26 protein-coding genes and 1 pseudogene are annotated in these 24,852 nt (G+C 72.7%); 12 read left to right on the forward strand and 15 right to left on the reverse strand.

The genetic code is table 11. The features are described from left to right. The first annotated feature begins 170 nt into the window (after positions 1-170). Positions 171-1,838 (forward strand): serine/threonine protein kinase, encoded by a 1,668-nt coding sequence (locus IE239_RS27145; RefSeq protein ID WP_190152034.1) that lies wholly within the window; start codon positions 171-173, stop codon positions 1,836-1,838. Here the strand turns inward: IE239_RS27145 and IE239_RS27150 are convergent. After that, on the reverse strand, positions 1,827-3,314 hold the full coding sequence (locus IE239_RS27150; protein WP_190152035.1) for a serine hydrolase domain-containing protein: 1,488 nt from the start codon (positions 3,312-3,314) through the stop codon (positions 1,827-1,829). The two genes, IE239_RS27145 and IE239_RS27150, sit on opposite strands and share 12 nt — an antisense overlap. A 94-nt stretch (positions 3,315-3,408) precedes the next feature. On the opposite strand from IE239_RS27150, the gene IE239_RS27155 reads away from it, so the two are divergent. Next, positions 3,409-4,380 carry an LLM class F420-dependent oxidoreductase gene (locus IE239_RS27155; protein WP_190152036.1) on the forward strand — a complete coding sequence of 324 codons (972 nt, stop codon included), beginning with the start codon at positions 3,409-3,411 and terminating at the stop codon, positions 4,378-4,380. Between the two features lie 98 nt (positions 4,381-4,478). Here IE239_RS27155 and IE239_RS27160 read toward each other — a convergent pair whose 3' ends face one another. The 5 genes from IE239_RS27160 to IE239_RS27180 form a co-directional block, all read right to left on the reverse strand. Beyond that, positions 4,479-4,973 carry a DUF6328 family protein gene (locus tag IE239_RS27160; protein ID WP_190152037.1) on the reverse strand — a complete coding sequence of 165 codons (495 nt, stop codon included), beginning with the start codon at positions 4,971-4,973 and terminating at the stop codon, positions 4,479-4,481. Positions 4,974-5,069: 96 nt separating this feature from the next. Then, the gene (locus tag IE239_RS27165) at positions 5,070-6,053 is read right to left on the reverse strand and encodes an aldo/keto reductase (protein ID WP_190152038.1); all 984 of its coding nucleotides are present in this window, start codon (positions 6,051-6,053) and stop codon (positions 5,070-5,072) included. Positions 6,054-6,270: 217 nt separating this feature from the next. Continuing rightward, entirely contained in the window at positions 6,271-6,912 is a 642-nt protein-coding gene (locus IE239_RS27170) for a TetR/AcrR family transcriptional regulator (RefSeq protein WP_190152039.1), read from the reverse strand. After that, positions 6,909-8,393, reverse strand: coding sequence for an MFS transporter (locus tag IE239_RS27175; RefSeq protein ID WP_190152040.1), 1,485 nt, complete (start codon positions 8,391-8,393; stop codon positions 6,909-6,911). The genes IE239_RS27170 and IE239_RS27175 overlap by 4 nt, the downstream gene beginning before the upstream one ends. A gap of 146 nt (positions 8,394-8,539) precedes the next feature. Beyond that, entirely contained in the window at positions 8,540-9,751 is a 1,212-nt protein-coding gene (locus IE239_RS27180; protein WP_190152109.1) for an FAD-dependent monooxygenase, read from the reverse strand. Positions 9,752-9,985: 234 nt separating this feature from the next. On the opposite strand from IE239_RS27180, the gene IE239_RS27185 reads away from it, so the two are divergent. Beyond that, positions 9,986-10,438 (forward strand): SRPBCC family protein, encoded by a 453-nt coding sequence (locus IE239_RS27185; RefSeq protein ID WP_190152041.1) that lies wholly within the window; start codon positions 9,986-9,988, stop codon positions 10,436-10,438. 15 nt (positions 10,439-10,453) lie between these two features. Here the strand turns inward: IE239_RS27185 and IE239_RS27190 are convergent, their stop codons facing one another. Both IE239_RS27190 and IE239_RS27195 read right to left on the reverse strand, forming a co-directional pair. After that, positions 10,454-11,167: a ribonuclease H family protein gene (locus IE239_RS27190; protein WP_190152042.1), complete on the reverse strand. Its 714-nt coding sequence runs from the start codon at positions 11,165-11,167 to the stop codon at positions 10,454-10,456. Between the two features lie 32 nt (positions 11,168-11,199). Then, the gene (locus IE239_RS27195) at positions 11,200-12,000 is read right to left on the reverse strand and encodes a VOC family protein (RefSeq protein WP_190152043.1); all 801 of its coding nucleotides are present in this window, start codon (positions 11,998-12,000) and stop codon (positions 11,200-11,202) included. Between the two features lie 194 nt (positions 12,001-12,194). Here IE239_RS27195 and IE239_RS27200 point away from each other — a divergent pair, with 194 nt between their 5' ends. After that, on the forward strand, positions 12,195-13,139 hold the full coding sequence (locus tag IE239_RS27200) for an aminoglycoside phosphotransferase family protein (RefSeq protein ID WP_229878329.1): 945 nt from the start codon (positions 12,195-12,197) through the stop codon (positions 13,137-13,139). On the opposite strand, the gene IE239_RS27205 is transcribed toward IE239_RS27200, so the two are convergent. Further along, a complete protein-coding gene (locus tag IE239_RS27205) occupies positions 13,124-13,606 on the reverse strand; it encodes a VOC family protein (RefSeq protein WP_190152044.1) in 483 nt (160 codons plus the stop codon). The genes IE239_RS27200 and IE239_RS27205 overlap by 16 nt on opposite strands. Before the next feature lie 303 nt (positions 13,607-13,909). Here IE239_RS27205 and IE239_RS27210 point away from each other — a divergent pair, with 303 nt between their 5' ends. Continuing rightward, the gene (locus IE239_RS27210) at positions 13,910-14,548 is read left to right on the forward strand and encodes an ATP-dependent Clp protease proteolytic subunit (protein WP_190152045.1); all 639 of its coding nucleotides are present in this window, start codon (positions 13,910-13,912) and stop codon (positions 14,546-14,548) included. A 1-nt stretch (position 14,549) separates the two neighbouring features. Continuing rightward, positions 14,550-15,152, forward strand: a complete 603-nt coding sequence (locus IE239_RS27215) for a ClpP family protease (protein WP_190152046.1) — start codon at positions 14,550-14,552, stop codon at positions 15,150-15,152. 21 nt (positions 15,153-15,173) lie between these two features. On the opposite strand, the gene IE239_RS27220 is transcribed toward IE239_RS27215, so the two are convergent. Next, positions 15,174-15,608, reverse strand: a complete 435-nt coding sequence (locus tag IE239_RS27220; protein ID WP_190152111.1) for a helix-turn-helix domain-containing protein — start codon at positions 15,606-15,608, stop codon at positions 15,174-15,176. A gap of 386 nt (positions 15,609-15,994) precedes the next feature. Here IE239_RS27220 and IE239_RS27225 point away from each other — a divergent pair, with 386 nt between their 5' ends. Next, on the forward strand, positions 15,995-16,882 hold the full coding sequence (locus tag IE239_RS27225; protein ID WP_190152047.1) for an RNA polymerase sigma factor SigF: 888 nt from the start codon (positions 15,995-15,997) through the stop codon (positions 16,880-16,882). A 266-nt stretch (positions 16,883-17,148) separates the two neighbouring features. Here IE239_RS27225 and IE239_RS27230 read toward each other — a convergent pair whose 3' ends face one another. Further along, positions 17,149-17,610 carry an ATP-binding protein gene (locus IE239_RS27230; protein WP_190152048.1) on the reverse strand — a complete coding sequence of 154 codons (462 nt, stop codon included), beginning with the start codon at positions 17,608-17,610 and terminating at the stop codon, positions 17,149-17,151. A gap of 215 nt (positions 17,611-17,825) precedes the next feature. Between IE239_RS27230 and IE239_RS27235 the strand changes: the two genes are divergently transcribed. Beyond that, on the forward strand, positions 17,826-19,094 hold the full coding sequence (locus tag IE239_RS27235; RefSeq protein ID WP_190152049.1) for a streptophobe family protein: 1,269 nt from the start codon (positions 17,826-17,828) through the stop codon (positions 19,092-19,094). 183 nt (positions 19,095-19,277) lie between these two features. Here the strand turns inward: IE239_RS27235 and IE239_RS27240 are convergent, their stop codons facing one another. Beyond that, the gene (locus IE239_RS27240) at positions 19,278-19,688 is read right to left on the reverse strand and encodes a hypothetical protein (RefSeq protein WP_190152050.1); all 411 of its coding nucleotides are present in this window, start codon (positions 19,686-19,688) and stop codon (positions 19,278-19,280) included. 308 nt (positions 19,689-19,996) lie between these two features. Between IE239_RS27240 and IE239_RS27245 the strand changes: the two are divergent. Beyond that, positions 19,997-20,365, forward strand: a pseudogene (locus IE239_RS27245) (nuclear transport factor 2 family protein); the annotation flags it as partial. A gap of 169 nt (positions 20,366-20,534) precedes the next feature. Then, the gene (locus IE239_RS27250) at positions 20,535-20,804 is read left to right on the forward strand and encodes a DUF1905 domain-containing protein (RefSeq protein ID WP_373308155.1); all 270 of its coding nucleotides are present in this window, start codon (positions 20,535-20,537) and stop codon (positions 20,802-20,804) included. Here the strand turns inward: IE239_RS27250 and mgrA are convergent. Then, positions 20,794-21,786 (reverse strand): L-glyceraldehyde 3-phosphate reductase, encoded by a 993-nt coding sequence (gene mgrA / locus IE239_RS27255; RefSeq protein ID WP_190152052.1) that lies wholly within the window; start codon positions 21,784-21,786, stop codon positions 20,794-20,796. The genes IE239_RS27250 and mgrA overlap by 11 nt on opposite strands. Positions 21,787-21,923: 137 nt before the next feature. Between mgrA and IE239_RS27260 the strand changes: the two genes are divergently transcribed. Both IE239_RS27260 and IE239_RS27265 read left to right on the forward strand, forming a co-directional pair. Next, entirely contained in the window at positions 21,924-22,808 is an 885-nt protein-coding gene (locus tag IE239_RS27260; protein ID WP_190152053.1) for a LysR family transcriptional regulator, read from the forward strand. Between the two features lie 25 nt (positions 22,809-22,833). Beyond that, on the forward strand, positions 22,834-23,349 hold the full coding sequence (locus tag IE239_RS27265; protein ID WP_190152054.1) for a mycothiol transferase: 516 nt from the start codon (positions 22,834-22,836) through the stop codon (positions 23,347-23,349). Here IE239_RS27265 and IE239_RS27270 read toward each other — a convergent pair. Together IE239_RS27270 and IE239_RS27275 are read right to left on the reverse strand one after the other, a co-directional pair. After that, a complete protein-coding gene (locus IE239_RS27270) occupies positions 23,331-24,395 on the reverse strand; it encodes an adenosine deaminase (RefSeq protein WP_190152055.1) in 1,065 nt (354 codons plus the stop codon). The genes IE239_RS27265 and IE239_RS27270 overlap by 19 nt on opposite strands. A 37-nt stretch (positions 24,396-24,432) precedes the next feature. Further along, on the reverse strand, positions 24,433-24,828 hold the full coding sequence (locus IE239_RS27275; protein WP_190152056.1) for a VOC family protein: 396 nt from the start codon (positions 24,826-24,828) through the stop codon (positions 24,433-24,435). Positions 24,829-24,852: the final 24 nt, after the last annotated feature.

Raw genomic sequence — 24,852 nt, forward strand, 5'->3', positions numbered from 1 at the left:
GTCGTGGCTGCCGCCCGCTTATTTCCCTTTTCCTCGCACACGCATGCGGTCCAGGCCCGACTTTCTTGAATGAAAGACAGGAATCGCGCCGGAGTTGCGGATCGATTGAACGGACCCCCTCGCGCCGGGCGTACCACTGGGAAAGGTGAATACCAGCGGTTCAGCGAGGGATGGCCATGGTCAAGACGCACGTCTCCACGCACGAGTTGGTCGCCGGGAGGTACCGGCTGCTCGACGTCGTCCACCGGGAGACGAACCGCGTCAGCTGGTACGGCGAGTACGTCGAGGACACCGGGGCGGTCCGCCCGTGTCTGGTCACCGCCATCGAACTGCCCCCCGACCAGTGCGAGGAGAAGGCGCGTCAGGCCGCCGACCGGGTACTGGGCATGTCCGAGACGATGGCGCGGCTGTGTCCGGGCCGGATCGCCGCGGTCGTGGACGCCGTGGAGGAGGCGGGCTCCCTGTGGACCGTCACCGAGTGGATCGACGGTCCGCCGCTCGGCCAGCTCATCGCGCAGAAGGGCGCGTTCAGCCCGGCCCGGGCGGCGGCGATCGGGCTGCAGCTGCTGGACGTCCTGGAGGCCGCGCACAGTGAGGGCATCACCCACGGCGAGCTGAGCCCCGGGCAGGTGTTCCTGCGGAGCCAGGGCCCCCTCGTCCTCACCGGGTTCGGGCTGGCGGGAGCGACGCTCGCCCCGCGGATGGCCGCGCCGTCGTACGCCTCCCCCGAGCAGGCGCGCGACGAGCGCATCGGCCCGGCGGCCGATCTGTGGGCGCTGGGCGCGATCCTCTACACGATGGTCGAGGGGCGGCCGCCGTACCGGGACCGGGACAGGCCCGAGGCGACGCTGAAGGGCGTGGACCGGCTGCCGCTGCGCGCCCCCCTGCGGGCGGGCCCCCTCGCGCCGACCGTGCAGGGGCTGCTGCGCAAGGACTCCCGCGAACGGCTGACCCGCACGGTCGTACGTCAGTCCCTCACCCAGGTGCTGGACGACGACCCGCACGCCGCCCTGCCCACGCCACGGCTGCGACGCGTCCGTGACGCGGCCCGGCACGTGGGCCCGCAGTGGAGCGGCAGGGCCATGGCGGCCGGAACCGCGCTGGCCGTCGTCACTGTGGCGTTCGCCGCCCTCGTCGTGACCCATCAACTGCCCGACGCCGACGACACCTCGGCGGGAGGGACGCAGGCCCGCCCGTCCGCATCCGCTCCCGCGCCCGACGAGGACGCAGGCGACAGAGGCGCCACGACGCCCACGCCCGCGCCCACCCCGGCCCCCTCCTCGGCGGCCGCGAGCCCGGCCGCGCCGGCCCGCCCGTCGGCGAGCGCCTCGCCGCCGGACGCTCCGCCGTCCGCCGCCGCGACCGCCCTCCCCAAGGGCTACAGCGTCTACCGGGCGCCCGAGGGATTCTCGGTCGCCCTGCCCGCGGGGTGGAAGCGGCTGGAGACCGCGCGCGGCGCCGACCACGCGTTCCGCGTCACGTTCGGAGCCTCCGGCGATCCGCGCACCCTCGCGGTGACCTACAGCGAGAGCGCCGGACCCGACCCGGTCGCCGTCTGGCGGGACGACGTCGAACCGAATCTGAGGAAGGCCGACGGTTTCCGGCGGATCGGCGCGATCAGGGCGACGACGTACCAGGGGTACAAGGCCGCCGACATGGAGTGGGTCTTCGACGTCGACGGCGGACAGGGTCGGACCTTCGGCCGCGGTTTCCTGCTCGGCGGGCACCGCAGCTTCTCGCTGCGCTGGACGACGCCCGCCGGGGAGTGGGACAGCAAGGCCGACCGGCAGGCCCTCGACACCTTCCTGAAGACCTTCCGGCCCGGCTCAGCCGCCTGAGCGGGACGAACGGTCCGGCGCGCGGAACGAGCGCAGCGGACCGCCGTGCAGGGGCGTCGTGTCCCAGCGCGCGGTGAACGTCCGCGCGGCGAGGGAGCAGGTCACCCGCAGGCGGTGCGGCGTCTCCAGGAAGACGATGTGCACGGCGAGCGTGTCGGCGTCGGTCCAGCCGCCGCCGACCGCGGTGGGCAGCGGGTCGTCGCTCACCCGCCAGCCGCCCGCCGTGGGCAGCTCCAGCCTGAGGCCGCCCTGCTTCTCGGCGAGGCCGAGCGTCCACCCGTCGGGTCCTGCGGCGAGTGTGACGCCGGTCAGCCCCGGCTGGTCGGCGCAGACCCCGCCGGCGGGGACGAACGCGGCCTGCGCCCACTGTGCGGCCCCCTGGGGCGGCGCCGGCTCGCCGGCGGCCGGGGGCAGTGCGAGCCGCTCCAGCCGCCGGGCGAGCGCCGAGTCGGCCTCCTCGCGGCCGGTCAGCGGCCCCGGCCCGAACGCGGGCAGCAGGTGCTCCCAGACGAGGGTGAGCAGCGCCTGCATGTCGCGCGTGGCCGCGGTCGTCGCGATCACGGCGTCGTGCTCGGGCAGGATCAGGCAGAACTGTCCATAGGCTCCGTCGCCGCGGTAGCCGTGCCGGGAGCGCCAGAACTGGAAGCCGTAGCCGCGGTCCCAGTCCAGACGGTCCGCGTCGGCGGGGACCCCGGGGTTCGTCGGCACGTGTTCGCGGGTGGCCTCGGCGACCCACTCGGGTGACAGCAGCCGTTCGCCCTGCCGGCTGCCCTCGTCCAGATAGAGCTGTCCCAGTCGGGCGATCGCGTCCGTCGTGCCGTGCAGCCCGCTGAAGCCGAGTTCGCGGCCGGACCCGTCGGTCAGCCAGGCGACCTCGCCGAACCCGAGCGGGTCCAGCAGGCGGGGCCGCAGATACTCGGTGAGCGAGCGGCCCGTCACGCGCTGCACGATCGCGGCGAGGGTGTAGGTGGCGGGCTGGTTGTACGCGAACACGCTTCCCGGCTCACGGTCCGGCGGCAGCAGCAGAAATCCCCGGACGAGGTCGTCGCGGTCGAGGGCGTGCGCCCGGTCGTAGGTCTCCTCCTCGTGCCCGCTGGCCATCGACGCCAGATGGCGCACCAGCATCGCCCGGCTGCGCGGGTCGGTGATCTCCGCGTCGAACTCGGGGAAGTACGACACGACGGGGTCGTCGAGGCCGATCAGTCCCTCCGCGAGGGCGAAGCCCACGGCGGTGGACGTGAAGCTCTTGCTGAGCGAGTACAGCAGCTGGAGCCGGTCGGGCGTGTACGGCTCCCACCAGCCGGAGGCGACGAGCCGGCCGTGACGCAGGATCATCAGGCTGTGCGGCTCGATGAGCTCGGCCGCCTCGACGGCGTCGAGGAACGCGAGGACGCCGAGGGCGTCGACGCCCTCGGCGGACGGGGTGCTCGACGGCAGGGCGGACGGGGCGCCGGAAGGCGTGGGGTGAGCGCTCATGTCCGCATCCTGCCCCGCCCGCGCCCCGCGATCGACGGGTTTTCCGGCCCCCGGCGGCCCGTTTCCCGCGGCGACGGCCGGGGACCCGGACTCCATGGTGCGAATCGGATACACGATGATGACCGAGCAGGCCGGCCCGCGTGACCTGGTCGGCCACGTGGTGCGGGCCGAGGAGTCGGGGTTCGACTTCTCGGTGACGTCGGACCACTACTTCCCGTGGCTGCGCTCACAGGGGCACTCCCCGTACGCGTGGAGTGTGCTCGGGGCCGCCGCCCAGGCCACGTCGCGCATTCCCTTGATGACGTACGTGACCTGTCCGACGTTCCGCTACCACCCCGCGGTCGTGGCGCAGAAGGCCGCGACGATGCATCTGCTGTCCGAGGGGCGCTTCCGGCTGGGGCTGGGCTCCGGCGAGAACCTCAACGAGCATGTGGTGGGCGGTGGCTGGCCGTCGGTGGACGTACGGCACGAGATGCTGGAGGAGGCCGTCGGGATCATCCGCGCCCTGTTCGAGGGCGGGCACGTCACACGGCACGGGGCCCACTTCGACGTGGACTCGGCGCGGCTGTGGGACCTTCCCGACGAGCCGCCGCCGATCGGGATCGCCGTCTCGGGCGAGCGCTCGTGCGCGCTCGCCGGCCGGCTGGCCGACCTGGTGATCGCCACCGAGCCGAAGCCCGGCCTGCTGGAGGCCTTCGACCGGCACGGCGGCGCGGGCAAGCCGCGTGTGGGCCAGCTCCCGGTGTGCCACGACTCCGACCGGGAGACGGCGGTGAAGCGGGCGCACGCCCAGTTCCGCTGGTTCGGCAACGGCTGGAAGGTGAACTCCGAACTGCCGCACCCCGACTCCTTCGAGTCGGCGACCCGGTTCGTCAAGCCCGACGACGTCGCCTCCTCGATCCCCTGCGGCGACGATCCGGACGACTTCGTCGAGGCCGTACGCCCCTACGTCGAGGCCGGATTCACGGAGATCGCCCTGGTGCAGGTCGGCGGCGACTCTCAGCCGGCGTACCTGGACTGGTCGGAGAAGACCCTGCTGCCCGCCCTGCGCGAGGCCTTCGGCTGAGCGGGCCCAGGACTGCCCGCCCTGCGCGGGGCCCGGAGCGCTCCCGGTCGGGCCGGACCGCCGGTCGGGCCGGACCGCCAAGGCGGTCCGGCCCGACCTCAGTCCGTCGTGTAGCGGCGCCTCGTCCACAGCGGTAGCACGAACCAGCAGAGCGCATACCACGCGACCACCCCCGCGACGAGCCAGGGCACGAAGGCGTCGTGGGTGGCCACACGCAGGATCAGCAGCAGCGAGGAGGTCATGGTGGCGAGCAGCAGGAGCAGGCCGGTCAAGGTCAGCCTGGACGCCACCTGCACCGTCTGCGGCTTCACCCGCCGCCCGGAGACGAGACGGTGCAGGGACACCGGGCCTATGAGGGCGCCGGTCGCACAGGCTCCCAGGACCACGGTCACGATGTAGATGACCTGGTCGACGTCCTGCAGCTTCGCGTAGCGCGGGGTGAACACGACGGTCAGCAGAAAGCCGAAGAGGATCTGCACGCCCGTCTGGGCCACGCGGATCTCCTGGAGGAGCTCGACCCACATCCGGTCGGCTCTCTCCTCCTCGGTCTCGTCCCGCCCCGTGCGCCGCTCGGCGCTCGTCGTGTCGGTCACCTTTGCCGTCCTCCCGGTTCCGAGGCGGTCCGTCGCCCCCTCCTCCCCGCGAGTACCCCGTCAGCGGCGGTTCTCGCCGGTCGCCGCCGGGTTCGTCTACCAGCGTCCCTCGACCTGCTCCTTGATGCGCCGGTCGTAGAGGTCGCGGACGGCCGCGAGGGTCTGCTCGGAGAGCTCGGGCAGCCTGGCCGCGGCCGCGTTGGCACGGGCCTGCTCGGGCGAGCGGGCGCCCGGGATCACTGTGGTCACGCCGGGCTGCTGGATGATCCAGCGCAGCGCGAGCTGGGCCGGGGTGTACCCCTCGGGGGCCAGTGCCGCGAACTCGACGGCCGCCTCCACGCCGGTGGCGTAGTCGACGCCGGAGAAGGTCTCGCCCTGGTCGAAGGCCTCGCCGTGCCGGTTGTAGGCGCGGTGGTCGTTCTCCGGGAACACGGTGTCCGCCGTGTACTTGCCCGAGAGCAGGCCGGAGGCGAGCGGGACGCGGGCGATGATGCCGACGCCGGCCGCGCGGGCCGCCGGGAGCACCTCGTGCAGGGGCTTCAGGCGGAAGGGGTTGAGGATGATCTGCACGCTCGCCACGCCCGGCCGGGCGATCGCGGTGAGGGCCTCGGCGCAGGTCTCCACGCTGACGCCGTAGTGCGCGATGCGCTCCTCCTCGACGAGCGTGTCGAGGGCGTCGAACACCTCGTCGGTGGAGTAGACGGGGGTCGGCGGGCAGTGCAGCTGGACCAGGTCGATCCGGTCGACGCCGAGGTTGCGGCGGGAACGGTCGTTCCAGGCGCGGAAGTTGTCCAGGACGTAGTTCTCGGGGATCTGCTCCGCGCGGCGGCCCATCTTGGTGGCGACCAGAACATGCAGGTCCGGCCGGCCGCTGAGGAACGCGGCGACGGTCTGCTCGCTGCGTCCGTCGCCGTAGACGTCGGCGGTGTCGAAGAAGGTCACTCCCGACTCGGCCGCCGCCTCCAGAACCGTCAGTGCCTCCTTGTCGTCGACGTCTCCCCAGTCGGCGCCCAGCTGCCAGGTGCCGAGACCGACGACGGATGCGTGCTGACCAGACCTACCGAATTCGCGCTCGTCCATGGCGTCAGTCTGTCACCCGGTGCGACCTGACGCGGCCGCGGCCTCCCTCCCCCCGGCATCGCGCTGCCGGGACCGTGCCGTCCGCCCGGCCTGGCTCCCGGCCCCGGAAGGCGTGCGGCACGCAGCCCGCGCGCCGTCGCCGCCCCGAGGCCCACCGGCGTCGGGGCACGACGAAGCCCTCGCACCACGCGTCGGCCGCGGGCGCCTCGCGCCCGGATCACTCCCCGGCCGGTCGGGACCGGGGCTTCGGGGCCCGGCCGTCGAGGTGCGCCTGCACCGTGGGCCCGTACCGGTCGACGACGTCCTCGACCGGCATCGCCCGCAGGGCGTCGCCGCGCGCGATGCCGAACATCACGCCGAGGCCGAGCAGGGCGGCGACCGCGAGTTCCGCGCGCACGTCCGTGTCGGGGCCGGTCAGCCGGGCGGCGAGCTTCTTCGTGACCTGGGCGCGGAAGTTGGCGCGCAGGACGTCTCCGTGTTCGCCGTGCAGGGGCGCGAAGGCGATGCGCACCACGGGGTCGGCGCCCCGCTCGCGCTGGCTGACCAGCACGTGCCGGACCATGTGCCGGCCCAGCTCGGCCGGCGGGGCGTCGAGCAGGGCGTCCGCGTCCTCCTCGAAGGACATCACCCGGGCGAAGAGGGCGTCCTTGTTCCCGAAGTACTTCACCACCAGCGGCGCGCTGACCCCGGCACGCTCCGCGACCGCCTTGAGCGTGATGTCGGCGTGCGCCCGGCGGGCGAGAAGGTGCCGGGCGGCGCGCAGGATGGCCGCCTTGGTGGCCTCGGCGTCGCGCCGGGCGGGGGCGGCCCGGCGGACGCCGGGGGCGGGGACGTCGGCCGGGGTGCTCACGGCCCTCATGCTCCCTCCATCGCCTCGTCGCTCACCGGCAGGGTGCCGCCCCGGGTGCTCGGCACGTCGTCCGGGCCGGAGCCGGCGGGGATGGTGAGGGCCACCGCGCAGGCGGCCAGCGCCACCGCGCCCGCGACCGCGAAGGCCACCAGATAGCCGTGCAGGGTCGGCACCGGCCGTCCGCCGACGAGACCGGTGTGGTGCACGAGCACGGCGGCTACGGCCGCACTGGAGACGGCCTGGCCGATGGTGCGCATCAGGACGTTGACGCCGTTCGCCGAGGCGGTCTGGCCGGGCGGGACGGCGCGCAGGACGAGTGCGGGCAGCGCCGAGTAGGCGAGGGTGGTGCCGGTCGCGACGACCGTCGCCCCCACCATGATCATCCACAGCTCGCGGCTGTCGGCGATGCGTACCGCGTATCCCGAGGCGATGACGGCCGCGCCCAGGGCGAGGGTGACGCGCGGGCCGCGCGCCTCGGAGATGCGGGCGGAGACCGGCGAGAACAGCAGCATGGTGATGCCCCCGGGCAGCAGACACAGACCGGTCTGGACGATGGACAGCCCGAGGCCGTACCCGCTCGCCTCCGGGGCCTGCACAAGCTGGGCGGTGACCAGCGAGTTGGCGTAGAAGGCGAACCCGGTCAGGAGAGCGGCCACATGAGGGAGGCCGACCCCGGGCCGGGACACCAGGCGCAGGTCGACCAGCGGTCGTTCGGCGCGCAGTTGCTGCCGGCGCCACAGGGCGAGGACGACGGCCGCGCCCAGGAACAGGCTGAGGATCCGGGGGCTCGCCCAGCCCCACTGGCCGCCCTGGGACACGGCCAGGAGCAGGCAGATCAGGCCGGCCGCCAGTCCCAGCGCGCCGGTGACGTCGAACCGGCCGGGCTCGCGGACGGGCGACTCCGGCACCGCCCACCGGATCAGTGCGACACCGGTCGCGCCCAGGGCGGCGGTCGCCCAGAACATGACGTGCCAGTTCGCGTACTGCACGACCACGGCCGCCGCGGGCAGGCCCAGCGCGGCCCCGACGCCGACGGTGGAGCTCATCAGGGCCACGGCGGATCCCCGCCGCTGCGGGGGCAGTTCGTCGCGCAGGATACTGATGGACAGCGGGACCACACAGGACGCGGCGCCTTGCAGGGCGCGCGCCGCGATCAGGACGCCGATGTCGGAGGTGAGGGCGCACACCACCGAGCCGGCGGCCATCAGGGCGAACGACAGGAGCAGCACCCGCCGCTTGCCGTACATGTCGCCGGCACGGCCGAGGACCGGGGTGAGGACCGCGCCGGACAGCAGCGAGGCGGTCACCGTCCAGGAGACCGCGCCCGCGGAGGCGCCGGTCAGCCGGGGCAGGTCGGGCAGCAGCGGGACGACGACGGTCTGCATGACCGCCATGAGGATGCCGCAGTACGCCAGGACCGGGACGGTGAGCCGGGCCCGCGGCCCGGCGGCCTTCCCGCCCGGTGCGGATATCGGAGCGGGCGACGCCATGGGCACTCCAGCGGCCGGTGCGACACGAGAAAAGGTGAATGGCAATTCACCGTAACAGTGAATTGCCATTCACCCAAGGCCGGTCCGGCTGCCCTGTCCGGTCCGGCTGCCCTGTCCGGTCCGGCGGGCCTGCCCGGTCCGGCCGGTCAGTCGCGAGAGCTCGCCGCGCGCGCCTGCGCCCCGCGCGCGATTCTGGGCCCCAGCCAGCGCTTCAGCCGACGCAGGGCCTCCAGCCGCCCGGCGGCCCGGTCGAGCCGGTAGTACAGCTGGGGCGGCACGTACGGCAGCAGGGGCGAGTGACGCTGGCCGAGGAGCGCGAACATCTGCTCCGGGGGGAGGTGGATGTAGCGGGTCAGGTTCTCGTACCACTGCGCGCTGTGGCGGGCGGCGCTCTGCGGGGAGAGCAGCGCGGACCGGCGCTCCCGTTCGTAGCGGGCGAGCGCCTGCGGCAGGTCGGGGACCTCGCGGAGCGCCTCGGCCAGGGCGATGGCGTCCTCCAGGGCGAGGGTGGTGCCGGCGCCGATCGAGTAGTGGGTGGTGTGGGCGGCGTCGCCGAGGAGGACGAGGCGGTCCCGGCGCCAGGTGCGGTTGGTGAGGGTGCGGAAGGTCAGCCACGGGGAGCCGCCGTCGGAGGCGGCACGGCCGATGAGGGGGTGTCCGTCGAGGATGTGCGCGAAGAGCTTCTCCAGGTCGGCGAGGTTGTCGGCCTCGCTCGCCCGGTCCAGGCCGAGGCCGGCCAGGGTCTCGGGCGCGCACTCGATCACGCAGGTGCTCCGCTCGGAGCTGAAGGGGTAGCCGTAGCACCAGATCCAGCCGTGTGCGGTCTCCACGAAGGCGAAGGTGAAGGAGTCGAAGACCTTGGTGGTGCCGAGCCAGACGTAGCGGTTGCGGCCCGGCGTGAGGGCGGCGCCGAAGTCCTCCGCGTGACGGGAGCGAAGGGCGCTGTGGACGCCGTCGCCGGCCACGACCAGGTCGGCGTCCGGCAGGTCGTCGGCACTGATCTCGCTCTCGAACTCCAGGCGCACGCCGAGGGCGCGGGCGCGGGCGGCGAGCAGTTCCAGCAGCTGGTGCCGGCCGATGCCGTGCCCCTCGTCCCCCGGCTGACGGGTGGCCAGGTCCCGCACGTGGGCGACGCCCTCGTTCCAGCGGACGGAGTGTTTCTCGATCGCGTCCGCCGACTCCGGGTCACAGGCGCGGAGCTTGTCGAGCAGCCCCTGCCAGTAGGTGACGCCCCAGCCGTAGGTCAAACCCTCCGGGTCGCGTTCGTGGACGGTGACGTCGTGGGACGGATCCTGCCGCTTCAGCAGGATCGAGAGATACAGGCCGGCGGGCCCGCCGCCGACACAGGCGACCTTCACGCGCACCCCCAGGGGTTACCGGTCGTGGTGAATTGACGACGCAGGGTAGCAGGGCCGGAGTCGGCAGCCGGCCGGCCTCGGCGTCCGATCGCGCCGCTTTTCCCGCGCGAACCACACCACCGGCGGAGCACCGGCGCGGGCACGTCACCGTCTCCCGGTTTGCGGCACGGGTCACGGGTACCCGCACCGACGTCACCGACAGAACGAACCACGACAACGCAGGAGGAGACGACCGTGTCGCAGGTCGAGGAATCCATCGAGGTCGGCGTGCCCGTGCACACCGCCTACAACCAGTGGACCCAGTTCGAGACGTTCCCGGAGTTCATGAGCGGGGTGGAGCGCGTCGAACAGCGCTCCGACACGCTCACGCACTGGGTGACCAGCGTCAACGGCGTGCACCGGGAGTTCGACGCGGAGATCACGGAGCAGATCCCCGATGAACGGGTCGCGTGGACCACCGTCTCCGGCGAGGCCCGGCAGGCCGGGGTGGTGACCTTCCACCGGCTCGACGACGACCACACCAAGGTGATGCTCCAGATGGCGTTCCAGCCGGAGGGCGTCGCCGAGAACGTCGGCGACAAGCTGGGCTTCGTGAAGCGCCGGACCAAGGGCGATCTGGAACGCTTCAAGGAGTTCATCGAGAAGCGCGGCCTGGAGACCGGAGGCTGGCGCGGCGCGGTGCTGTGACGGCCGCGCCCAGGCTCAACTCGCGTCCGCCGTACGGCACTCCGGGTGTCCCCAGCCCTGCGCGTTCTTGGCGATCTCCTCGCCCGCCGCGTAGGAACGGCCGCACGGACAGCGGCCGGGGAACTTGGCCTTGATCGTGCGGGAGGACGAACCGCCGCTCCGCCGGGACGACTTGTTCCCGGCGGGGCGGCCGTTCTTCTGTCCGGACGCCGTCTTCGGGGTGTCGGGCGAGGCCGGCGGCGCGGGGGAACCCCGGTCGCTGCCGGCCGGCTGCTGGACGACCGCCGCCTGGCTGGCGGCCCGGTCGGCGAAGTCGTTGAGCGGGTCGCCGTCGACCTGGTGGGCGGGCACGTAGCGGAAGTCGACCGAACGGCCGTCGAGCAGCTCGTCGATGCGCACGACCAGCTCCTGGTTGGCCACCGGCTTCCCCGCGGACGTCTTCCATCCGTTGCGCTTCCAGCCGGGCAGCCAGGTGGTGACGGCCTTCATGGCGTACTGCGAGTCCATCCGGACCTCGAGCGGCACGGCCGGGTCGGTCGCCGCCAGCAGGCGCTCCAGGGCGGTGAGTTCGGCGACGTTGTTGGTGGCCCTGCCGAGCGGCCCCGCCTCCCAGCGGGCCGGCGCCTCCGCGTCGTCCGCGACCACCCACGCCCAGGCCGCCGGACCCGGGTTCCCCTTCGAGGCCCCGTCGCACGCGGCCACCACTCGTTCACGCATGCGCACGATCATGCCACGGGCCCGGCGGCCTTCGGTCCGAGCGGCTAGGACACCTCGTCGACCTGGGGCATCTCGCCCGCGGTGGTGGTGACGTCGATCACCGAGAAATTCGCGCCCTGCGGGTCGCTGAGCGCCGCGAACCGGCCGAACGGGGTGTCCATCGGGCCGAAGCGCAGCACGCCGCCGTGCCGGGTCGCCCTGGCCACCGCCTCGTCGCAGTCGTCGACGTTGAAGTAGACGTTGACGTACGAGGGCACCTCGGGCGGGAACTCCTGCGTCATCCTCATGCGGCCGAGCACGGTCTCGCCGCCGATGTCGAACATCCGGAAGTCGACCGCGTCGTCCCGCATCTGCTTGGCCTTGTACGGGAAGACGGCCGGGAGGAACGCGTCCGTCTTCTCGGGTTCGCGGGTGAAGACCTCGGCCCAGCAGAACGCGCCGGGCTGCTCGGGCGGGGCCTCGAAGCCCTCGTGCAATCCCGCCTGCCACACCCCGAACACGGCGCCGCCGGGTTCGCGGCCCAGGCACATCGTGCCGAACTCGCCCACCTGCATCGGCTCCATCAGCACCTCGCCGCCGTTCTCACGGATCCTGCCCGCCGTCGCGGCGGCGTCCGGGGAGGCGAGGTACAGGCACCACTGGGACTGGCCCTCCTGGCCGGGCATCGGCGGGACGACGGCGGCCACCGCCTTGCCGTCGACGTAGGCCTGGGTGTAGTTCCCGTACTCCGACGTCGCCTCGCCGAAGGTCCAGCCGAGGACGTCGCCGTAGAAGCTCTTGGCGCCCTCCACGTCGCTGAACATCGCGTCGGCCCAGCACGGGGCTCCCTCTGGTCGTACGGCCATCACGACAGCCCTCCTGATGAGACGGTTCGTCCGGTTCCTCACGCTAGCCACCCGGCCCTCGGCCCGCGCGCCGAGCACACCGGTCGCCGGGACCGACCCGGTCGGTCGCCGGGACAGGCCCGGACCGCTCCGGTCGCCTCCGCTCCGGAATCCATCCGAAATCCGTTGGACGGCGAGGCGGTCGCCCGCGTCCCATGGGACGCATGTGCGCTGCCGTGAAGATGCGTCCGGACGAGGTCGATCTCGACGCCCCGCTGGTGAGCGGGCTCGTCGCCGCCCAGTTCCCTCGATGGGCCGGGCTGCCCGTGCGGCGGCTGCCCTCCTCCGGCACGGAGAACGCGATGTTCCGGCTGGGGGACGACAAGGTGGTGCGACTGCCCCGGCATCCCGGCGCGGTCGACAGCGTGGGACACGAGCAGCGCTGGCTGACCCGGCTGGGACCGGCGCTGCCGGTGGCGGCGCCCGTGCCGTTGGCGCGGGGCGGGCCGGGAGAGGGGTTCGCCTGGCCCTGGTCGGTCTACCGCTGGCTGGACGGCCGCAACCCGGTCGCGGGCGCGGTGGAGCGGCCGCTGTCGCTGGCGGCGGAGCTGGCGACGTTCGTCACCGCCCTGCGCGGGATCGATCCACGAGGCGGGCCACCGAACGACCGGGGCGTTCCGCTGGCCGAGCGTGACGGCCCCACCCGCGACGCGCTGACCCGGCTCACGGGGCGGATCGACACCGCCGCGGTCACCGCCCTGTGGGAGGAGGCGCTGCGTGTGCCCGGCCGTGCGGCGCCGCCCGTGTGGGCACACGGGGACCTCTCGCCCGGGAACGTGCTGGTCCAGGACGGGCGGCTGACGGCGGTGATCGACTTCGGGGGCGTCGGGGTCGGCGACCCGGCCGTCGATCTCATCGTCGCGTGGAACCTGCTGCCCGCGTCGGCGCGCGGCGCCTTCCGCGCGGCCGTGGGTGCCGACGACGCCGAGTGGGCGCGCGGCCGGGGCTGGGCGCTGTCGATCTCACTGATCCAGCTGCCGTTCTACTGGGAGACCAATCCGCCGCTGGCGGAGAACTCCCGGCATGTGATCGCAGAGATCCTGGCCGAGTCCCGGTCCGTCGGCACGCCCCCGGGGTCCGGCGCCTACTCGCCCTCGTAGGCCCTGCGCAGGGCCGTCAGGTCGAGCTTGCCCATGGCGTACATGGCCCGGGTGGTGCGGAGGGACTTCTCGGGGTCGGGGTCGTTGATCATCTCGATCAGCCCGTCCGGGATGACCTGCCAGGACAGGCCGTACCTGTCCTTGAGCCAGCCGCACGGGCCGGGCTCGCCGCCGTTCTCGGTGAGCTTGGCCCAGTAGTGGTCGACCTCCTCCTGGTCGGCGCAGTAGATCTGGAAGGAGACCGCCTCGCTGAACTTGAACTGCGGGCCGCCGTTGAGCCCGACGAACTTCTGTCCGTTGGCCGTGAACTCCACGGCCAGCACGGAGCCCGCGGGGCCGGGGCCCGCCTCGTTGTAGCGGCCGACACGCCCGATCGCGGAGTTCTTGAAGATCGAGACGTAGTAGTGGGCGGCTTCCTCGGCCTGGCCGTCGAACCAGAGACACGTGGTGAATCCGTCGGTGGTCATGAGATACCTCCTGGGTGTGGGACGCGGTCTTGGGTGTCGACTCCCGCCGGCCCCGAAACTCATCGGCCGGACCGGATCGGACCGCCCGGTCGCCCGATCGCCCGATCGCCCGCCCGGATCGAACCGCGGGACCGTGGGACCGCGGGACCGGAGCAGACGGCCGGTCGTTCCGGCGGGCCGTGCCCGGCGCCCCCGCGGCGCTCTGCCCATGGCGAATCTGCCGCGGGCAGAGAAACGGCGTCCGGGCGCGACGCGCGGTCGACAGTGGAGTCGACGGCATCCGCGCCACGACGAGGAGAACCGATGACTCCACTCACCACGTTCGCTCCCCGGGCCGAGGAGGGCGACACGGCGCCCACCCGGTTCGACGACCAGCTCGCCGCCCAGTTGCTCGGCCGGCGCATCGTCCTGCTCGGCACCCAAGTCGACGAGGTCTCCGCGAACCGGGTCTGCTCCCAGCTGCTGATCCTGTCGGCGGAGGACCCGCGCACCGACATCAGCCTGTACATCAACAGCCCGGGAGGATCGGTGCACGCGGGGCTGGCGATCTACGACACGATGCGGCTCATCCCGAACGACGTCTCGACGCTCGCCATGGGCTTCGCGGCCAGCATGGGCCAGTTCCTGCTCAGCGTCGGCGCGCCCGGCAAGCGGTACGCGCTGCCGAACGCGCGCGTCATGATGCACCAGCCGTCCGCCGGGATCGGCGGCACCACCGCGGACATCGAGATCCAGGCCGAGAACCTGGAGTTCACCAAGCGGACCATCGAGCGCATCACCGCCGAGCACACCGGCCAGTCCCCGGAGACCATCTCCCGGGACGGGGACCGCGACCGCTGGTTCACGGCCGAGCAGGCCAGGGAGTACGGCATGGTGGACCGGGTCGTGGAGTCCCTCGCGGACGTCCAGCCCACCGCCTCCAGGCGACGGATGGGGCTGTGACATGGGGACCTACACGATTCCGAACGTCGTCGAGCGCACCCCGCAGGGCGAGCGGTCCTACGACGTGTTCAGCCGGCTGCTGTCCGAGCGGATCATCTTCATCGGCACGGAGATCGACGACGGCGTCGCCAACGTCGTCATCGCGCAACTCCTCCATCTGGAGTCGTCTGCTCCGGAGAGCGAGATCGCGATCTACCTCAACTCGCCCGGCGGCTCGTTCACCTCGCTGATGGCGATCTACGACACGATGACGTACGTCCAGGCCCCGGTCTCGACGTTCTGCGTCGGCCAGGCCGCCTCCACGGCGGCCGTGCTGCTGGCCGGCGGGGACCCCGGCAGGCGGTTCGTCCTGGAGCACGCGCGCGTGCTGCTCGGGCAGCCCGCGAGCGGCGGCCGGCAGGGCACGGTGTCGGATCTGGCGCTGCAGGCCAAGGAGATGGTCCGCATCCGCTCGCAGGTGGAGGAGGTGCTGGCCCGGCACACCCGGCACGACATCACGACGCTGCGCGCCGACATGGACCGCGACAAGGTGTTCACCGCCCAGGAAGCGGTGGCCTACGGGCTGGCCGACGAGGTGGTGAGCCGGCGTCTCGCCAGGGTGTGAGACACCGGCCCACGGGGCGTGTCAGGCGGCCAGGCAGAGCCCGTCGTAGGACGAAGCGGGCGTCGCGCGGCTTTGCGCGGGATGCCGGCCGGCGAGCCTGACCAGCTCGCCCTGGGCCCGGGTCAGCAGGTCGCCCAGGCTCAGGCCGAGGGCCTGGGCGGCGGCCGCGAGGACCTCGGAGGAGGCCTCCTTGCGGCCGCGCTCGACCTCCGACAGATACGGCATGGAGATACGGGCGGAGTCGGCGACGTCCTTGAGGGTGCGCTCCTGCGCCTGCCGCTCGCGGCGCAGGACGTCCCCGACCAGGTCCCGCCACAGCGGCTCTCGTGCGGCACGCCGGGAGACCGCGGGAACGGGGGTGGGTACGGCGGCCGGGGCGGAGGCGGGGACGCCCGGACGCGCGGCAGGCGGGCGCAACGGGATCACGCGGGCTCGGTCCGGCGGTTGACTGCTCACCTCTTGATTGCTCACCGCTCAAGCCTTGAGAACCCCGGTCGGCCCCGCAAGGGTCCGGCATTGCGCCCTCGGTGGAATCGGCGCAGGGACGGTGGACGGGGCTCCCCGGACGGCCCGGGTGGGAACGCACGGACGGAAGGGCACGGCGGAAGGGCACGACAGGGAGGCACAGCAGGGAGGTACGGCAGGGAGGGCCGAGAGCGCAGGCACGGAAGCGCGGGCGCGGAAGGGGGACCGGCGGGCGGGTTCCCGTGACGGTTTTTCTTCGCGGTTCGCAGGCATGGGTCCGCGAGGACCGGGTACCCGCCCCCTGGACGGGCATATGTTTTCGTGCTCGCTCACGGGAGAACAACGGACGCCGAACCGTGACTGTCGAGGGAGAGACCATGCAGACCGCCGTGAACCGGTCGGAGGCAGGGGTCGTCGAGGGCGGCACCGGAGCCGGCACGGACGGCGCGATGCTGCCGGGCATCGACGCGCCCCGCAGCATCGCTCCGCGCGACGCCCGCACACTGTCCCGACAGTTCTTCCGGCGTCTGGCCGTGCTGGAAGAGGGGACGCACGAATACCAGTACGCGCGCAACACGCTCATCGAGATGAACATGTCCCTGGTGCGGTTCGCGGCCGGCCGGTTCCGGGGCCGCGGGGACGACATGGACGACATCGTCCAGACCGGCATGATCGGCCTGATCAAGGCCATCGACCGTTTCGAGGTGGTCCGCGAGGTGGAGTTCACGTCGTTCGCGCTCCCCTACATCGTCGGTGAGATCAAGCGTTTCTTCCGGGACACGACGTGGGCCGTCCACGTACCGCGGCGGCTCCAGGAACTGCGCGTCGAACTCGCCAAGGCGCGGGACGAACTGGCCAGCCGTCTCGACCGGGAGCCGACGGTGGCCGAGCTCGCCACGCTGATGAACATCGCCGAGAGCCAGGTCGTCGAGGCGCAGATCGCCTCCAACGGCTACAACTCCTCCTCCCTCGACGCCGCGCTCACCGGCGACGGCCCGGAGAACGGCGAAGCGGTCCTCGCCGACTTCATCGGCGTGGAGGAAGAGGGACTGCGTCTCGTCGAGGACTACCACTCGCTCGCTCCGCTCATGGCCGAGCTCAGCGAGCGCGACCGGCGGATCATCCACATGCGGTTCGTCGAGGAGGCCACGCAGGCGGAGATCGGCGAGCGGCTCGGCTGCTCCCAGATGCACGTCTCCCGCCTGATCAAGCGGATCATCGCCCGGCTGCGCCAGGGCATGCTGGGCGAGCTCGGCTGCGCCTGACGGAGCCGTCCGCCGGATACGGGAAGCGGCTCGGCCGCGCGGGAGCCACGCCGCACGCCTTCGTCGGCCGGTGAAGGCGTGCGGCGAACCGGTGGAACGGCGCGACCGGCAGGCCTGCGGCGAAGCACGTGGACGGACTTGGCGGGCATCGGGCGACCGCAGGTCACGGTGTCCCGCAGACCCGCGGGACGACGCAGGACACGGAGCGGTCGACGGCACGTCGTGGGGCAGCAGGGCGGGAGTGTGGGGCGGGACGCCCCACCGGCCTAGGCTTCGAGCTTGAGCACGGCGCGGACCCGCTTGCCGACCGGCACGCGCTCGGCCGTGACCTCCACGGCCACCGCGTGCACGATCTCCAGGCCGTGCCGGCCGACCCTCTGGGGGTCCTTGGGATACCGCATCGGCAGCGCGTCACTGCTGTCGTAGACGCACACCGTGACCGAGGAGTCCGTGCCCTCGAGTTCCAGGATGTACGGCCCGTTGCTGTGCCGGTCGGCGTTGGTCACCAGTTCGCTGACCACCAGCATCACCTCGCCGCTCACCCGATCACCCACCGTCGCGCACCACTCGGTTCTGAGCCGGTCGACGAAGTGGGCCGCGAAGGCGCGGGCCTCGGCTATGCAGCCGGGCTCACCGGTGTAGTGCGCAGCCCGCCTCAGCGGTTCCACGGGTACATCGAAACCAATCGGTATCACTGCCCCGTCCAGGTGCTCGATGTGCTCGATCATGCGTTTCTCTCCAGGAGGCCGGACTGGCCGGACGCTGCTGTGCACGAGTGCTCGTACCCCGAGTCGCGCCGTACAGTCCCCCTCGTTCACCACCTCCTGCGTCCAGGGGCCGTGGAGCGCCTCACACCGCGGTCATGACCGCGGCCGACGGGAGGGCCGGTCGCGAACGGCCCTCCCGGCAGGCGCGCCCGGCCGCCGCTGCCTAGCGTGGCGGGGTGAGCACCCACGGCCCCCACGACCAGGCGGTCCTCCGCCACGGGTGGGGCCGGGCGGTCGTCACGGCAGTGGCCGGGCTGATCGCCATGGGGGTGGTCGCCGCGCTGGGGCTGTGGGCGGCCGGTGCTTCGGCTCTGCCCGACGGCGCCTTTCCCCGGGTGGTCGCGGCGACGGTCGTCACGGCCGTCGGCGGCACGGTCGAGATCTCCGGCGACGCGGGCGGGCTCGCCGGGACCCGGGCGGACCTGACGGTGATGCCGCTGTCGGTGACTCTCGTCGGGGCGCTCGTGGTCGGCGCGGGATTTCTGCGGCCGCTGCGGCGCCGGGCGGTGGCGAGCGGCGCGGAACTGGCCGGGTGGGCGGCGCGGATCGCCGTCGTCTGGCTGCTCGGCCTGCTCGGCGCCGCGCTCGCCGCGCACCGGACCTTCGCGCTCCGCCTCGGCGACGACACGCTGAACGACCTGGGCGAACTGTTCGGCGTCAGCCCGACGGCAGGCTTCACCACCGATGTGCCGCTGACGCTCGTGTCCGGCGCGGTGTGGCTGGCCGCCGTGTTCGTGGCGGCGTTGTTGGTCTCACCGTCGGCTCCCCTGCCGGCCCGGCTGCTGCGTCTGCAGGCCTCGGTGCGGCCGGTCGCGCACGCCATGCTGGTGCTGCTGCTGGTCTGCGTCGCCCTGGGGGTGGTCGTGGCGCTCGTCGTCGCGGCGACCCGAGGGCGCCCGGCCGAGACGTTCGCGGTGGTGCTGCTGGGGATGCCCAATCTGGTGTGGCCGGTGTTCACCATCGGCCTGGGCGCCACCTGGAACGGCCAGGTGGAGGGTCCGTTCGCCCTGCCGATGCCGCACGTCCTGGACGAGGTGCTGCGCGGTCCGGACACCGTGCGGCTGAACCTGAGCACCCTGGCCGAGCACGACGGGCGCGTGTGGTGGCTCGTCGTCGTGGACGCGGTCCTGGTGCCGGCGGCCGCGTTCCTGGCGGCAGCGCACTCCTCGCCCCGGACACGCCCCCGGTGGCACGCCGTGCGCACGGCGGCCGCGCTGGTGCTCACGGTGGTCATGATCTGCCTGACGGGCCGGATCTCCGCGCACTACGGTCTGTCCGTCCTCGGCCTCGGCGATCTGGGCGGCGAGCTGTCCGGTCGGCTGATCCTGCGCCCCGTGGTGTGGTCGGCGCTGGGTGCGGCCGCGTTGTGGGGGCTGGTCGCGGGCTTCGTCGGCGGGGTGGCGGCCGGAGCGGTCCGCCGCCGGAGCGGGACGAGAACCCTTTGACGAGGGACACACCGCGCGCGCCGGGGTGTACGGCGTGACGGCGGCTCTCCAGGACCGTCCGGCCGTCTCGGGGGTGTGGTCCCTGCCCTTGCGGGCCTGCGGGCAAGCCCGCAAGGGCTCGCGTCATCGCCGCGGCCGGCGGCGCCCCCGTGACCGGCGACCTCGACGTCGGGGCGAGGGGCTTCAGCCGACGGGGAGGACGAGGGCCGGCACGGTCCGCTGCATGCGGAGCGCGTCGACGGACTCGGCGAGCAGTTCGTACTCGGTGGTGTCGTCGCTGACCGCGATGCGTACCAGCCGACCGCCCGCCAGCTCGTCGGCCACCAGTTCCTGCCGGTCCAGGTCGGCGCACCAGGCCCGCAACAGCGCGGGCACGTCGCGCACGGTGTCGGCGACCGGGACCAGCGCGCCCGGCGGGATGTGCTCGCTCTCGGGCTGCGGATCCAGCCGTTCCGCCATCCACGAGGCCCGGTCCCGCAGCCACCACAGCGCGAGGGCCAGCGTCGGAGCCCGGTAGGTGCCGAGCGGCACGCCGATGCGCCGGCCGTCGCAGACGCCGTACGCGGTGACATGGCACAGGAATTCGTCGTGCACGTCCCTCTCCCCCGGTGCTGGTTTGCCGGCGGTTCCTCGCTTTCCGTGCGGCTCCTGTGAGTGAACTCGTCCCTGACGTTCGAGTATGTTCACTGCTGAATCACTGTCACCATGTCTTTTTGGCCAGTCTCCTGGCATATTCCCCCTGTTCATGGCCGGAATTCGGCGCATGCAGCGGGCCGCCGCCATTACCGGCAGGTAATCGACGACGGCGGCGGACGGGGGCAGGCTGGTGACACCGGATGGGCGAAGACCGAATCCGGCTTCCGACCAGTGACGACGGCTGCGGCGGAGGCTGATTCCCCACGTCCGCGAACACCGAACGTCACGGAAACGCCGTCGCCCGCTGCTTCGAGGCCTGGAACGCCCGCGAACCCGAGGCTTTGGCCAAGGCTGTCGACGCAGCGTGGGTGGAGGACGGCCGGTACACCGACCCCCTCGCCGACGCCGTGGGCCACGAGCAGATCGCCGCCTCGGTCACGGCGGTGCAGGCGCGGTTCCCGGGCTTCTCGTTCCGCCCCACGGGCGTGGTCGACGGGCACCACGACACGGCCCGGCGCTCCTGGGAGCCGGCGAGGGAAGCCGGGGAACCCGCGCCGGTGGCCGGATCCGATGTCATCACGCTGGACGCGCAGGACCGGATCACCTCCGTCCTCGGATTCCTCGACCGCGCGCCCGTTCCTCGACCGCGTGCCCGGCGAAAGCCATACCCGGGAAGCGATGAATTCCTCCGCTCGCGGCGGTCCACCCGAAAAGGGATCACCGAGAGCGGAGGACGACATGAGCGCCGACGGAACCAAGAACACCACCGCGCACGGAACGGCGGACGGCGGCAAAAGCGGAACGCTGAATGCCGAATTCACCGCCGTCCTGCGCAAGAGCCCGGCGAACGGCGGCTGGACCTATCTCGTCTGGCCGGAGTCCGTCGCGTTCTTCGGCACCCGCGGACCGGTGAAGGTCAGCGGAACGGTCGACGGACATCCCTTCCGCAGCTCGTTCATGGCCCTGGGGGACGGCGCCCACAAGCTCCCCGTCAAGGCCGAGGTGCGCAAGGCGATCGGAAAGCAGGAGGGGGACTCGGTGACCGTGCGGCTGACGGAGCGGCTCAGCCGTTGATCACCGCGTCGATCCGGGCCAGCTCCTCGTCCTCGAAGTCCAGCCGGTCCAGGGCGCCGACGCTGTCCTCGATCTGCCGGGCGCTGCTCGCGCCGACCAGCGCCGAGGTCACCCGGCCGCCGCGCAGCACCCAGGCGAGGGCGAGCTGGGCGAGGGACTGACCGCGGGACTGCGCGATGTCGTCGAGGGCGCGCAGCTTGCCTACGAGCTCCTCGGTGACCGCCTCGGAGTTCAGGAAGGGGCTGTCGCTCGCCGCCCGCGAGTCCTCCGGGATGCCGTCCAGGTAGCGGCCGGTCAGCAGACCCTGCTCCAGGGGGGAGAACACGATCGAGCCGACCTGGAGCTCGTCCAGGGCGTCGAGCAGGCCCTCGCTCTCCGGGCGGCGGTCCAGCATCGAGTAGCGGGGCTGGTGGATGAGCAGCGGGGTGCCCAGCTCGCCGAGGATGCGGGCCGCCTCGCGGGTCTGCTCGGCCGAGTAGTTGGAGACGCCGACGTAGAGCGCCTTGCCCTGCTGTACCGCGGAGTGCAGGGCGCCCATCGTCTCCTCCAGGGGAGTCTCCGGGTCGGGGCGGTGCGAGTAGAAGACGTCGACGTAGTCCAGCCCCATGCGCGACAGGCTCTGGTCGAGGGAGGACAGCACGTACTTGCGCGAGCCCCATTCGCCGTACGGGCCGGGCCACATCAGGTAGCCGGCCTTGGTGGAGATGACCAGCTCGTCGCGGTACGCCGCGAAGTCGCTCTTCAGGAACCCGCCCAGCGCGGACTCGGCGGCGCCGGGCGGCGGGCCGTAGTTGTTGGCCAGGTCGAAGTGGGTGATCCCGAGGTCGAAGGCACGGCGCAGGATGGCCCGCTGCGTCTCGACGGGGCGGTCCGGGCCGAAGTTGTGCCACAGCCCGAGCGACAGCGCGGGGAGCTTCAGGCCGCTGCGTCCGGTGCGCCGGTAGGGCATGTCCGCGTAACGGTCGGGGTGTGCGGTGTACAACGCGACTCCAGAGGGGGTTGGCACGACGATCGGGTCGGGGGGATCGGCCCCGTGAACCGCTACACACTCTCGCCCCGCCTGCGGGCAGTGGTCCAACAGAAGAATCCGATGAGATTCAGCGGATACGCTTCTCAATCATGGAACTGCGTCACCTCCAGCACTTCGTAGCGGTCGCCGAGGACCAGCACTTCACCCGGGCCGCCGAACGCCTCATGGTCTCCCAGTCGGGGTTGTCGGCGTCGATCCGGTCGCTGGAGCGGGAGCTGCGGGCTCCCCTGTTCGTGCGGACCACCCGCAGGGTGACGCTGACGGAGGCGGGCCGGGCGCTGCTGGCGGAGGCGGAGCGTGTCCTGGCACAGGTGCGGGCGGCCCATGAGGCGGTGGCCGCCGTGCAGGGCGTGGTCCGCGGCACCCTGTCGGTGGGGACCGAGCAGTGCATCGCCGGGGTGCACGTGGCGGGGCTGCTCGCGGCGTTCCGGCGGCGCCACCCCGACGTGGAGATCCGGCTGCGCCAGACCGGCTCGGGCGCGCTCGGCGAGGAGGTGACGGCCGGCCGGCTCGACCTGGCCTTCGCCTACCGCACCCAGTCGGACACCGATCAGCTGCGCTGCGTGCCGCTGGCAGCCGAGCCGATGTACGTGCTGTGCCATCCCGACCACCGCCTCGCCGGGGCGCCGGCGGCGGTGACGCCTCAGGACCTGGCCGGCGAGGTGTTCGTCGACTTCCACCCCGACTGGGGCCCCAGGCGTGCCACGGACGCCGCGTTCGCCGGGGCGGGGGTGCGGCGCACGGTCGCGCTGGAGGTCAACGACGTGCACGATCTCCTGGACCTGGTGGACGAGAACCTGGGGGTGGCGGTCGTGCCGCGTCACTTCCGGCACAAGCGCGAGGCCCTCACCGCCCTGGCCCTCGAGGGCACGGGCGAGGCGGCCTACGAGACGGTCGCCCTGCTGCCGCCCGCCAGGGCGACCAGCCCCGCGGCACGGTCGCTGATGGGGCTGCTGGAGACGGGGGGCGGATGAGCGTGCGCTGAGCCATGGTGGACGTATGCATGCCAAGGACATCCTCATCGACGGGTTCGGCCGTGTCCGGGAAGAGGTCCACGCGGCCGTCGAGGGCCTGGGCCCCGACGGCCTCGGGACCCGGCCCGCCGCCGAGGCCAACTCGATCGCCTGGCTGGTGTGGCATCTCACCCGCGTCCAGGACGACCACGTCGCGGACGCCTTCGGGCTCGACCAGGTGTGGCCGGCCCAGGAGTGGGAGGAGCGGTTCGGCCTGGACCTCCCGCCCGGGGACACGGGCTACGGCCACGGCGCCGCGCAGGTGGCGAAGGTGCGGGTCCGGGAGGCCGGTCTGCTGACCGGGTACCACGACGCCGTGCACGCGCAGACCCTGACGGCGCTGCGTGCGCTCACCGCGGCGGATCTGGAGCGCGTCGTCGACGAGCGCTGGGATCCGCCGGTCACGCTGGGCGTGCGCCTGGTGAGCGTGCTGTCCGACGACCTCCAGCACATCGGACAGGCCGCCTACGTCCGCGGGCTGCTTCAGAGCGCGGCCGCGTAGCCCGGCAGGACGACGTCCTCGATGAGAGCCCTGCGCTCGTCGAACGGGACGAACGCGCTCTTGAGGGCGTTCACCGTGACCGTGCGCAGGTCCTCGACGCCCCAGCCCGCCTCCTCGACCAGCAACGCCATCTCGCGCGTCATCGTGGTGCCGGAGACCAGCCGGTTGTCGGTGTTGAGGGTGACCCGGAAGCCGAGGTCCTTCAGCGCGGTGATCGGGTGCTCGGCGACGGAGGCGGCCGCCCCGGTCTGCAGGTTGGAGGTCGGGCACATCTCCAGGGCGACCCGGCGGTCGCGCACCCATCCGGCGAGCCGGCCGAGCTTGCCGTCGACGATGTCGTCGGTGATGCGCACGCCGTGCCCGATGCGCTGGGCGCCGCACACCTGGAGGGCCTGGTGGATGCTGGGCAGGCCGTGGGCCTCGCCGGCGTGGATGGTGAAGGGGACGTTCTCGCGGCGCAGGTGCTCGAAGGCGTCGAGGTGGTCGGCGGGCGGGAAGCCGTCCTCGGCGCCGGCGATGTCGAAGCCGACGACGCCCGCGTCCCGGAACGCGACGGCGAGGTCGGCCGTCTCGCGTGTGCGGTCGAACATGCGCATGCCGCAGAGCAGGGTGCCGACCCGGACGGGGGTACCGGCGGCGGCGGCCTTCGCCATGCCGGCGGCCAGACCCTGCTGGACCGCCTCGACGACCTCGGGGAGCGTCAGCCCGCCGTTCAGCATCAGCTCGGGGGCGTAGCGGACCTCGCCGTAGACGACGCCGTCGGCGGCCAGGTCGAGCACGTACTCCTCGGCGGTGCGCAGCAGGCCCTCACGGGTCTGCATGACGGCGAGGGTGTGCTCGAAGGTGGCTATGTAGCGCACCAGGTCGCCCGAGTCGGCGGCCTCGACGTACCAGGCGGCGAGCTCGTCGGGGTCGGTGGTGGGCAGGGTGTGGCCGACCGCCTCGGCCAGCTCGACGACGGTGGCGGGGCGCAGGCCGCCGTCGAGGTGGTCGTGCAGGACGGCCTTGGGAAGGCGGCGGAGGGTGTCGGTGTCGATGCGGGGCATGTGCGTGTTCCTCGGCGAGTGGTTCGGCGGGCGGTGCTCAGGCGGTGGCCGGCTGGAGCAGGTCCCAGCGGTTCCCGTACAGGTCCTGGAAGACGGCGACGGAGCCGTACGGCTCGTGACGGGGCTCCTCCAGGAAGGTCACCCCGGCGGCGAGCATGCGGGCGTGGTCGCCGGCGAAGTCCTCGGTGTGCAGGAAGAAGCCCACGCGGCCGCCGGTCTGGTCACCGATCCGGGCGCGCTGGGCGTCGCCCGCGGCACGGGCCAGGAGCAGGCCGACGCCGTCCTGGCGCTCCCCGGGCCGCACGACGACCCAGCGGGCGCCGTCGGGGCGGGGCGCGTCCTCGACGAGCCGGAAGCCGAGCGCCCCGGTGTAGAAGCGGATCGCCTCGTCGTAGTCGTCGACGACGAGGGTGACCAGGGCGATGCGACTCATCGGGACCTTTCGCAGGCGGGCGCG

The organism is Streptomyces humidus (genome assembly GCF_014649655.1).
Taxonomy (GTDB): Bacteria; Actinomycetota; Actinomycetes; order Streptomycetales; family Streptomycetaceae; genus Streptomyces; species Streptomyces humidus.

Excerpts from the sequence above, each read along its gene's own strand:
- IE239_RS27265 (WP_190152054.1), top strand. The coding sequence starts at position 22,834 with ATGCATGCCAAGGACATCCTCATCGACGGGTTCGGCCGTGTCCGGGAA.
- IE239_RS27230 (WP_190152048.1), bottom strand. The coding sequence starts at position 17,610 with ATGATCGAGCACATCGAGCACCTGGACGGGGCAGTGATACCGATTGGT.
- IE239_RS27170 (WP_190152039.1), bottom strand. The coding sequence starts at position 6,912 with ATGAGGGCCGTGAGCACCCCGGCCGACGTCCCCGCCCCCGGCGTCCGC.
- IE239_RS27225 (WP_190152047.1), top strand. The coding sequence starts at position 15,995 with ATGCAGACCGCCGTGAACCGGTCGGAGGCAGGGGTCGTCGAGGGCGGC.
- IE239_RS27165 (WP_190152038.1), bottom strand. The coding sequence starts at position 6,053 with ATGGACGAGCGCGAATTCGGTAGGTCTGGTCAGCACGCATCCGTCGTC.
- IE239_RS27150 (WP_190152035.1), bottom strand. The coding sequence starts at position 3,314 with ATGAGCGCTCACCCCACGCCTTCCGGCGCCCCGTCCGCCCTGCCGTCG.
- IE239_RS27215 (WP_190152046.1), top strand. The coding sequence starts at position 14,550 with ATGGGGACCTACACGATTCCGAACGTCGTCGAGCGCACCCCGCAGGGC.
- IE239_RS27205 (WP_190152044.1), bottom strand. The coding sequence starts at position 13,606 with ATGACCACCGACGGATTCACCACGTGTCTCTGGTTCGACGGCCAGGCC.
- IE239_RS27175 (WP_190152040.1), bottom strand. The coding sequence starts at position 8,393 with ATGGCGTCGCCCGCTCCGATATCCGCACCGGGCGGGAAGGCCGCCGGG.
- IE239_RS27210 (WP_190152045.1), top strand. The coding sequence starts at position 13,910 with ATGACTCCACTCACCACGTTCGCTCCCCGGGCCGAGGAGGGCGACACG.
- IE239_RS27145 (WP_190152034.1), top strand. The coding sequence starts at position 171 with ATGGCCATGGTCAAGACGCACGTCTCCACGCACGAGTTGGTCGCCGGG.
- IE239_RS27260 (WP_190152053.1), top strand. The coding sequence starts at position 21,924 with ATGGAACTGCGTCACCTCCAGCACTTCGTAGCGGTCGCCGAGGACCAG.
- IE239_RS27270 (WP_190152055.1), bottom strand. The coding sequence starts at position 24,395 with ATGCCCCGCATCGACACCGACACCCTCCGCCGCCTTCCCAAGGCCGTC.
- IE239_RS27200 (WP_229878329.1), top strand. The coding sequence starts at position 12,195 with ATGGGACGCATGTGCGCTGCCGTGAAGATGCGTCCGGACGAGGTCGAT.
- IE239_RS27190 (WP_190152042.1), bottom strand. The coding sequence starts at position 11,167 with ATGATCGTGCGCATGCGTGAACGAGTGGTGGCCGCGTGCGACGGGGCC.
- IE239_RS27155 (WP_190152036.1), top strand. The coding sequence starts at position 3,409 with ATGGTGCGAATCGGATACACGATGATGACCGAGCAGGCCGGCCCGCGT.
- IE239_RS27275 (WP_190152056.1), bottom strand. The coding sequence starts at position 24,828 with ATGAGTCGCATCGCCCTGGTCACCCTCGTCGTCGACGACTACGACGAG.
- IE239_RS27195 (WP_190152043.1), bottom strand. The coding sequence starts at position 12,000 with ATGGCCGTACGACCAGAGGGAGCCCCGTGCTGGGCCGACGCGATGTTC.